We start from the raw sequence: 9,592 nt of genomic DNA, 5'->3' as shown, positions 1-9,592 counted from the left end.
GGACGGTTCGGGCATCAACGTGTGGAACACGTACGGTCCCACCGAAGCAGCTGTGGAGACCGTCGGTTTCGCGCTGGAGGGCCTGGGGCCGGATGCGGACACGGTTCCGATCGGTCGTCCGGTGTGGAACACGAATGTGGTGGTGCTGGATTCCTGGCTGCGTCCGGTGGGACCGGGTGTGGTGGGGGAGCTCTACCTCGGTGGCGTGCAGGTCGCAGACGGGTATGTGGGCCAACCTGCCCTGACGGCGGCTCGCTTTGTCGCTGGGGAGAACGGCTCCCGCCTCTATCGCACGGGTGACGTGGTGCGGTGGAGCGAGGACGGGCAGCTGGAGTACCTGGGCCGGGCCGACGACCAGGTGAAGGTGCGCGGTTTCCGGATCGAGCTGGACGAGATCCGCAACGTGCTGGAGTCGCACCCGGACGTGAGCGCGGCTGCGGTGTTGGCGTTCGACCACCCGGCGGGTGGCAAGTATCTGGCTGCTTACGTCACCGGCCCCACCAGTGCTGCCCCCGACGTCGATGCCCTGCGTGCTCACGCCGTGAGCATCCTGCCGGAGTACATGGTGCCCACGGCCTTCATCGCCCTGGACGCCTTCCCGGTCACCGTGAACGGCAAACTCGACCGCCGGGCCCTGCCGCTGCCGGAGCTGACCTCAGGTCCGGGCCGCGCCGCCGCCACACCGACCGAGACTGCGCTCGCGGAAGTCTTCACCGACGTCCTGCAATTGCCCGCCGAGGCCGAGTTCTCGGTGGAGGACGACTTCTTCCGCCTGGGTGGTCACTCGCTCCTGGCCACCCGGGTCGTGGCCCGGGCCAACTCCCTGCTCGGCAGCGCGCTGACCCTGCGCGAGGTGTTCGAGGCCCCCACCGTCGCCGCTCTGGCGGCCATCGTGGATGAGCGTCAGGCCGTCCAGAGGCCGGACGGGCCGCGAGTGGGCGAGCTGACCCGGCCCGAACGGATCCCGGTCTCCTACGGGCAGCAGTCGCTGTGGCTGATCGAGCAGCTGGGCGGGCCCGGCGGTCGCTACGTGGTGCCGACCGTGCTCCGGCTGACCGGCGAGCTGGACGAGGACGCTCTGCGGAACGCGGTCGGGGACGTGGTGGTGCGTCACGAATCGCTGAGGACGCTCATCGTCGAGGACGAGGGCGAACTGCACCAGATCGTCGTCCCCGCCGAGCGGGCCGTCGCAGACCTGCCCTTCGCGATCGAAGCGGACGTTCCGGCCGACGCCGTGCCCACGCGCGTGGCCGAGGTCGTCCAGCACCGGTTCGACCTCGCCGTCGACCTGCCGGTGCGGGCTTCGTTGCTGCGGGTGGACGTCGCTGAGTGGGTTTTCGTGCTGGCGGCGCACCACCACGCGGTGGACGAGTGGTCGTTCCCGTCTCTGCTCGGTGACCTGGCCAGCGCCTACCGCTCGCGCGTGGCTGGGCAGGCGCCGGGCTGGGAGCCGTTGTCCGTGCAGTACGCCGACTACGCGCTCTGGCAGCGGACCGTCCTCGGCAACCCGGACGACCCGCAGTCGTTGCTGGCCGGCGATCTGGGCTACTGGCGGGAGGTCCTGGCCGATGCCCCGGCGGAGTCCACGATCACCCTGGACCGGGCCCGCCCGACGACCCCGAGCCACCACGGCGTGGACCTGGCCTTCACTGTGAACGCCAACACGGTCGCCGGCCTGCGTCGGGTGGCGGCCGACCAGGGCGTCTCCATGTTCGTGATCGCCCAGGCGGCCACCGCCGTCACCGCCTCGGTCCTGGGGGCCGGGGACGACGTGGTGATCGGCTCGCCGGTCGGCGGGCGTACCCAGGACGGGCTGGAGGACATGGTCGGGTACTTCGTCAACACCCTGCCCTTCCGCAACCACCTGGATCCGGCGCACACGATGAGCGACCTGCTGCGCCTCACCCGGCAGACGGTTCTGGACGGGCTGGCTCATCAGGGCGCACCGTTCGAGGAGATCACGAAGGCCGCCGGGGCGGAGCGGGCGGCCAACCGCAACCCCCTGTTCCAGATCATGCTCACCCACTACGTCGAGGAACCGGGCCAGGGCCTGGACCTGCCCGGTGTCACCGTGGTGCCGGCCGAGGAGACCCTGGCAGCGGTCAAGACCGACCTCGACCTGTACCTGGAGGACGACACCGTTCAGCTCCAGGGCCTGGTCAGCTACGCCACCGACGTCCTCGACCACAGCACCGCCCACCGTTTCACCCAGGTCCTCACCACCGTCCTCACCGCCATCGCCGAGACCCCGGACCAGCGGCTCGCCGACCTGGACCTGCTGCCCGCCGAGGATCAGGCGCATGTCGTGGGCTGGCAGGCGGGCACGACCGCGGACGTTCCCAGGGTGACTCTGGACGACCTGCTGCGGGCTCAGGTGGCGGCTACGCCGGCTGGCACGGCTCTGGTGGACGACCTGGGTGTCGAGCTCTCGTACGCCGAGTTCGACGGTCGGGTGAATGCTTTGGCCGTGGTCATGATTGCCGGTGGTGTTCGGACTGGGGACCGGGTTGCGGTGTTGTTGCCGCGCTCGGGCGATCTGGTGGTCACTTTGGCGGCGGTTCTGCGGGCAGGGGCTGCCTATGTGCCGATCGACCCGGAGTACCCAGCCGAGCGAGTGGCGGCGATCCTGGTCGATGCCACACCGAGCCTGCTGGTCACGGACCGGGCGTACGACGCTGAAGTGCCCGTGCTGCGGGTGGACGCAGAGCTTCCCGACACCGAAACCGGTGTTGTCAATCGTCCTTTAATTGGCTCTGACACCGCCTACGTCATCTTCACCTCGGGCACCACGGGCCGGCCCAAGGGCGTCGCGGTCAGCCACGAAGCCATCGTGAACCGGCTGCTGTGGATGCGGGACGACTACCAGATCACCGCCTCTGACCGGATCCTGCAAAAGACCCCGGACGGGTTCGACGTCTCGGTGTGGGAGTTCTTCCTGCCGCTGATCACCGGCGCGACCGTGGTGGTGGCGCGTGATGGTGGGCACAAGGACCCGGTCTACCTGGCGGAGGTGATCGAGGCTCAGCGGGTGAGCGTGGCGCACTTCGTGCCCTCCATGCTGGCCGCGTTCCTGGCCTCCGACCCTGATCCTTCCAGGCTGACCTCGCTGCGGCAGGTGTTCTTCTCGGGTGAAGCCCTGCCGGCTGCGGCGGCACTTCAGGCGGATGCCTTGTTCAGTAACGCCAGTCTGCACAACCTGTACGGGCCCACCGAAGCCGCTGTTGACGTCACAGCGCAGCCGGTTGGTTCATGTGACACGGCCGTGGTGCCGATTGGCCGTCCGGTGCTGAACACCACCACGGTGGTTCTGGATTCGTGGCTGCGCCCGGTCGGGCCTGGTGTGGTGGGGGAGCTCTATCTCGGTGGTGTCCAGCTTGCCCACGGCTATCTGGGCCAGCCTGCTCTGACCGCGTCTCGTTTTGTGGCGGCTGAGGACGGAACTCGGCTGTATCGCACAGGTGACCTTGTGCGCTGGAACGGGCGAGGCGAGCTCGAATACCTCGGCCGGGCGGACGATCAGGTCAAGATCCGCGGCTTCCGCATCGAGCTCGACGAGATCCGCAACGTCCTCGAATCCCACCCCCAGGTGAAGGCCGCAGCCGTCGTGGCGCTCGAGCACCCCGCGGGCGGGAAGTTCCTGGCCGCGTACCTGACCACGAGCGGCTCGGTCGACGAGGTCAGGGAGTATTCGGCTCAACGGTTGCCGGACTACATGGTCCCGACCGCGTTCACGGTGCTGGACACGCTGCCGACCACGGTCAACGGAAAGCTCGACCGTCGTGCCCTGCCCGCACCCCAGTTGGGCACCTCCGGCGGGACCGGCCGAGTGGCGTCCACTGCTACCGAAAGCGTTCTGGCCCAGGTCTTCGCCGACGTCCTGCGACTGCCCGAAGGCACCACGCTGTCGGTGGACGACGACTTCTTCCGGCTGGGCGGGGACAGCATCCTGTCCATTCAGGTGGTGTCCGCGGCCAGGCGACAGGGGCTTTCGCTGACGCCGGCGGAGGTGTTCACCGCCCGAACCATCGGAGCGCTGGCCCGGCTGGTCGAGCAGCGGAATACCGACGCCGAGCCTCAGGCGGCGCTCGCGGAGGTGTCCGGGGCGCAGCTGTTGCCGATCGCGGAGCGCTGGGTGGACCAGCCCGGCTTCGGGTCGTTCTCGCAGTCGTTCACCTGGGTGACGCCGGTCGGGCTGAGCGAGGACGTGCTCGTCCGGGTGCTCCAGCGGGTGGTGGCCAACCATCCGGCACTGGGCGGGCGACTGGTCAAGGTGGACGGGCAGTGGCGGTTCGAGACGCAACCCAGCAACCCCGAAGGTGTTGCTGAGCGCCTTACCCGCGGGCAGACGTCCTCAATCGACTCGGTGACCCGGGAACTGGCCGAGCAACTGGACGTTCAGGCCGGCGTGCTCTGGCGGGTGGCTTGGTTCGGCGATCGGCTGCTGCTGGTGGTGCACCACCTGGTCGCGGACGGGGTCTCCGGACGGGTGCTCGGTGAAGACTTGCGCCACGCTTGGGAACTTGAGACGGGCCGCACGAACGAGCCCATGTGGCCAGCCGGAACGGGCCTGGCCACCTGGTCGCATGCGTTGAGAACGCTCGCCCGGGACGTCGCCGGACAGGCCGAGTTCTGGACGGCCGTCGTCTCGGGGGAGGAACCGCTGATCGGGTCCCGGCCGATCAGCCCGCAGGACACCGTGGCCACGGCTGGGACCGTGCGGGTCTCGGTGCCGGACGATGTGACACAGGCCGTTCTGACCCAGGTTCCGCACGTGCTGTCGGCCGAGGTCAACGATGTGCTGCTCGGGGCCCTGGCGATCGCGGTCGCGGCGTGGCGAGCCCGACGAGGCGTCGAGCACCGCCGGGCCCTGATCGGACTGGAAGGCCACGGGCGCGAGCAGGCACTGGTCCCGGGCAGCGATCTTTCGCGCTCCGTGGGCTGGTTCACGTCTTGGTACCCGGTCGCCCTGGATCTGGAAGACGTTGATCCGACACGGGTTGCAGATGCGGTGCTACGGGTCAAGGAGCAGCTGCGCCAGGTGCCCGACCGAGGCATCGGCTACGGTCTGCTGCCCGAGGTACACGGCAATGTTCCGCAGATCGCCTTCAACTACCTCGGCCAGTTCGGGAGCGGATCTGCCGAGGAGAAGGACTGGGAAGACGTCGGATTCGGCGGCTACACCGCGCCCGAACTGCCACTGCCCGCCGTCATCGACATCAACGTCGCGGCGGTCCCCGGTGCCGACGGCCTGGTTCTGGACGGGTCCTTCGAGTTCGCGACCGGCATCGTGGACGAGGCGGACGTGCAGGAACTGGCCGAGCTCTGGTCTCAGGCGCTGGCCGGGCTGCGTGACCACGCGCTCAGCAGCACCCGGGTGCGGCGTTCGCCCTCCGACCTCACGCTGGCCGGCCTCAGCCAGGGCGATATCGACGAGTGGGAGGCCCGTTACGGGGAGCTGACCGACGTCCAGCCGCTGACGCCGCTCCAGCAGGGGCTGGTGTTCGAGTCTCTGCTCGGCGGTGATGCCGTTGACGTCTACGTCACCCAGACCGTGCTGCAGATCGATGGTGAGGTCGACCCGGCCCGCCTGCAGCAGGCTCTGGACCGGGTGCTGGTGCGGTTCCCGAACCTGAGGGCCGCCATGGTCGCAGCCGGCTCGGGTGAGTTCGTGGCCGTCGTCCCGGCCGCCGTGCACCTCGAACTCGACGTCGTGAGCGCACCCGGTGAAGGCGTCGAGAGTGTCGCCGACCGTGACCGGGCCCGGCCGGTCGACCTGGCGGCAGCGCCGTTGATGCGGGTCAGCCTGGTCACCACGGCTCCCGGGCGGCAGGCGCTGATCTGGACGATCCACCACGCCCTGGTGGACGGGTGGTCGATCCCGCGGCTGGTGGAGGTCCTGGTCGACTCCTACCAGGACCCCGGGGCCCGGGTGGAGCCCGATCCCACCTACGCGCGGTTCCTGGCCTGGCTGGGCTCGCGAGACCGGCAGGCGTCGGCGCGAGTCTGGGCCCAGGAGCTGGCGGACGTGGAAGAACCCACGTTCCTGGCCCCGGACGCACCTCAGGACGTCTCGGTCTTCCCCGAGGAGGTGTCCTTCGCCCTCGACCCGGCCACCACGGCGGCGTTGAGTGCGACCGCAAAGGACGCCGGGGCCACCGTGAGCTCTCTCGTCCAGGCCGCCTGGGCGGTCTTCCTGAACGCGTTCACCGGCCAGGACACCGTGGTGTTCGGTGTCACCGTGTCCGGCCGGCCGGCCGACGTGCCCGGTGTGGAAGACACCGTGGGCCTGTTCATCAACACCATCCCGGTGCCGGTCGGCCTGGCCGGAAACCCGACGCTGAGAGAGCTTCTGCGTCAGGTCCAGGACCGCCAGACGCGGCTGCTGGAGCAGCACCACACCCCGCTCACCGAGCTGCACCGGCTCACCGGCCACGACCAGCTGTTCGACACCCTGGTGGTGTACGAGAACTACCCCTACGACGAGGAGCAGCTGGAGCAGGCGCAGGAGCGGGCCGGGCTGCGCATCGGCGAGCTGTCTGGTCGCGACTCCACGCACTACCCGCTCACTCTCGCGGTCAACCCCGGCCCAGAGGCGGCCGGACTCGACCTCGCTCTGGAGTACCGCCCGGACGTGTTCGGCCGGGCCACGCTGGACCGGTTCGTCGACGTGTTCACGGCTGTGCTGCAGGGGATCGCGGCGGATCCGGAGCAGCGCGTCTCGGATCTGGTGCTCCTGCCCGAGCGCGACCGGGCGGATGTGCTCGGCTGGCAGGCCGGGCCCGAGGTGGCTGTGCCCGCCCTGACGCTGGATGCGTTGGTGCGCAGGCAGGTTGAGGCGACTCCGGCCGGCACTGCGGTGGTCGACGACCAGGGCAACGAGCTGACCTACGCGGAGTTCGACGCCCGGGTGAACGCGGTGGCCCGGGTGCTGATGGATCGCGGCGTCCAGGTGGGCGACCGGGTGGCGGTCAGGTTGCCCCGCTCGGTCGATCTGGTGGTGACGCTCGCGGCGGTGCTGCGAGCGGGTGCCGCCTATGTGCCCATCGACCCGGAGTACCCGGCCGAGCGGGTGGCGGCCATTGTCGAGGATGCCACCCCGGTCCTTTTGATTGAGGACGTCGTCCAGGTCGTTTCGGGGACCGCTGAGGTCCCGGTGTTGTCACGTGTGGTGTCGGAGCTGGACACCGCCTACGTGATCTTCACGTCCGGCACGACGGGCCGGCCCAAGGGGGTGGCGGTCAGCCATCGGGCGATCGTGAACCTGATCGCCTGGCGCCAGGGCGTGTTCCCGCTGCAGGCGGGGGACCGCTTGCTGCAGAAGAGCTCTGCCGGTTTCGACGTGTCGGTACCCGAGTTCTTCTGGCCGCTGACGGTGGGTGCTGCGGTGCGCCTGATCCGGCCGGGGGGCGACAAGGACGTCGAGTACCTGGCCGGCATCCTGGGTTCGGAGCCGATCGGCTTCGCGGAGTTCGTCCCGGTGGTGTTCCAGGCGATCACCGCGGCCGGGTTCGACCCGGCGGCCTCACGGCTGCGGCATCTCTCACTGGGATCCGATGTCCTGCCCACCGGCCTGGCCCGCAGCCTGGACGGTTCGGGCGTCAACGTCTGGAACACCTACGGACCCACCGAAGCTGCTGTGGAGACGGTCGGTTTCGCGTTGACCGGCCTGAAACCGGATGCCGAGACGGTGCCGATCGGCCGTCCGGTGTGGAACACGTCCGTCATGGTGCTGGACTCGTGGCTGCGGCCGGTCGGGCCGGGCGTGGTCGGGGAGCTCTACCTGGGCGGGGCGCAGATTGCGGACGGCTATGTCGGCCGGGCCGGTCTGAGCGCCCAGCGGTTCGTGGCCGACCCGTTCAGCGCCGACGGCGGGCGCCTGTACCGCACGGGCGACCTGGTGCGCTGGAGCGACGACGGCCAGCTGGAGTACCTGGGCCGGGCCGACGACCAGGTGAAGGTGCGCGGTTTCCGGATCGAGCTGGACGAGATCCGCAACGTGCTGGAGTCGCACCCGGACGTGAGCGCGGCCGCTGTGCTGGCTTTCGATCATCCGGCGGGCGGGAAGTACCTGGCGGCGTACCTCACCGGCGCTGTCTCCGACCTCGAGGCGGTGCGGACGCACGCCACCGGGATGTTGCCGGACTACATGGTCCCGGCCGTGTTCCTGCCCCTGGACGCGTTCCCGGTCACGGTGAACGGCAAGCTCGACCGTCGGGCCCTGCCGGTGGCGGACCTGGCCGCGGCCGGCGGTGCGGGCCGGGCCCCGGCGTCCGAGACCGAACTCGCTCTGGCCGGCATCTTCTCCGACGTCCTGCGGTTGCCGGAGGGCACCGCGGTCTCGGTCGAGGACGACTTCTTCCGGCTGGGCGGTGACAGCATCCTCGCGGCCCGGGTAGTGGCTCAGGCCATCCGGCGGGAGCTGTCCGTCTCGGTGCGGAACATGTTCGAACTGCGCACGATCGAGCACCTGGCCCGGCTGCACGACGAGGTGCTGCAGGAGCAGGCCGCTGCGGTGGTGCAGGAACCGGTGACGCTTCCGCCCTCGACCGTGCTGGAAAGACTGCGCGAGTCGGGGGAGGCGCCGGACGCGTGGGTCTACACCGAGTGCCTGACGGTTCCGGCGGTACCGTCCGCGCAGATCCGGTCGGCCTTCGTCGAGTTGGTGGCGGCCGTCGATGCCCTGCGGCTGCGGGTCTCGACCATGAACAAGCGGCTGTGGCTGTCCGAGATCATGCCCGTTGGTTTCGCCGATCCTGCCGCTCAGTTCGTGGCGGGCGAGTCCGAGGCCGAGGCCCGCTCGCTGGCCCTGCAGCAGATCCACGTCGAACAAGGGCTACCCGTGGCGCTGGTCGCCGTACCCGGCCAGGACGCGACCACCCTGGTCCTGGCCGTCCATGCCGCGGCGGCGGACCGCCTCGGCGTCCACACCCTGATCACGCAGCTGGGACAGGCTCTTGGCAGCGGGAGTCCGGAGATCTCGCTGGCGACCGCGCTTCACGAGATCGACGCGGCCGGGGAGCAGGAGGATGCGGGCGCCACGGCCGCATGGGTCCAGCGACTCAAGCCGGCCGGCAGTGAGTTCCCGGACACCTGGGACGCCGCCGGGTTCGCGCAGATCGAACTCGCAGCCCCGCGCCCGGTCGATCAGGTGCTGGAGCGGGTGTACGCCGCCCTGGCCGAGTACGGGCGGAAATACGCACCGGAGCTCACGTACGACACGGAAGTGCGCCTGACGGGCGCGGTACCGGCTCTGGTGGGCCCCTTCACCGCCACCAGCCCGGCGGGTGTCGCGACGACGGGCGATGCGTTGCAGCCGGAGCAGTACCCGCTGCTGCGCTTCCACAACCGCGCCGGACGTCGGGCCCTGCGCAAGATGCCGCTGCCGCCGGTGCTGGTCACCCGGCTCCACGGCGACGGCCCCCAGTTGCGCGAGGGTCTCGAGCGCCAGTACCGCGCCGTGGTCCGCGTGCACGGTGGGACCGAGGCCGGCCTGGTGTCGCTGCTCGGTTTCTCCGCCCGGGCGCAGGAAGTGATCGAGACAGCACTGCACGAAGCCTTCTCAAATGAGGTTAGGCTGTCCTAAGTTCTAGGC

The 9,592-nt window shown here is 69.8% G+C and carries 1 protein-coding gene; it reads left to right on the top strand.

Going from position 1 to position 9,592, the window contains the following annotated elements:
• Positions 1-9,583: non-ribosomal peptide synthetase (locus LWF15_RS22375; protein ID WP_269810617.1), on the top strand; the 9,583-nt coding region annotated here is incomplete at its 5' end.
• Positions 9,584-9,592 lie beyond the last annotated feature (9 nt).

Source organism: Kineosporia rhizophila, from assembly GCF_021277265.1.
GTDB classification, from domain to species: Bacteria; Actinomycetota; Actinomycetes; order Actinomycetales; family Kineosporiaceae; genus Kineosporia; species Kineosporia rhizophila.
The sequence above is the reverse complement of the archived record's forward strand: the minus strand, read 5'-3'. Positions and strand labels throughout refer to the sequence as shown.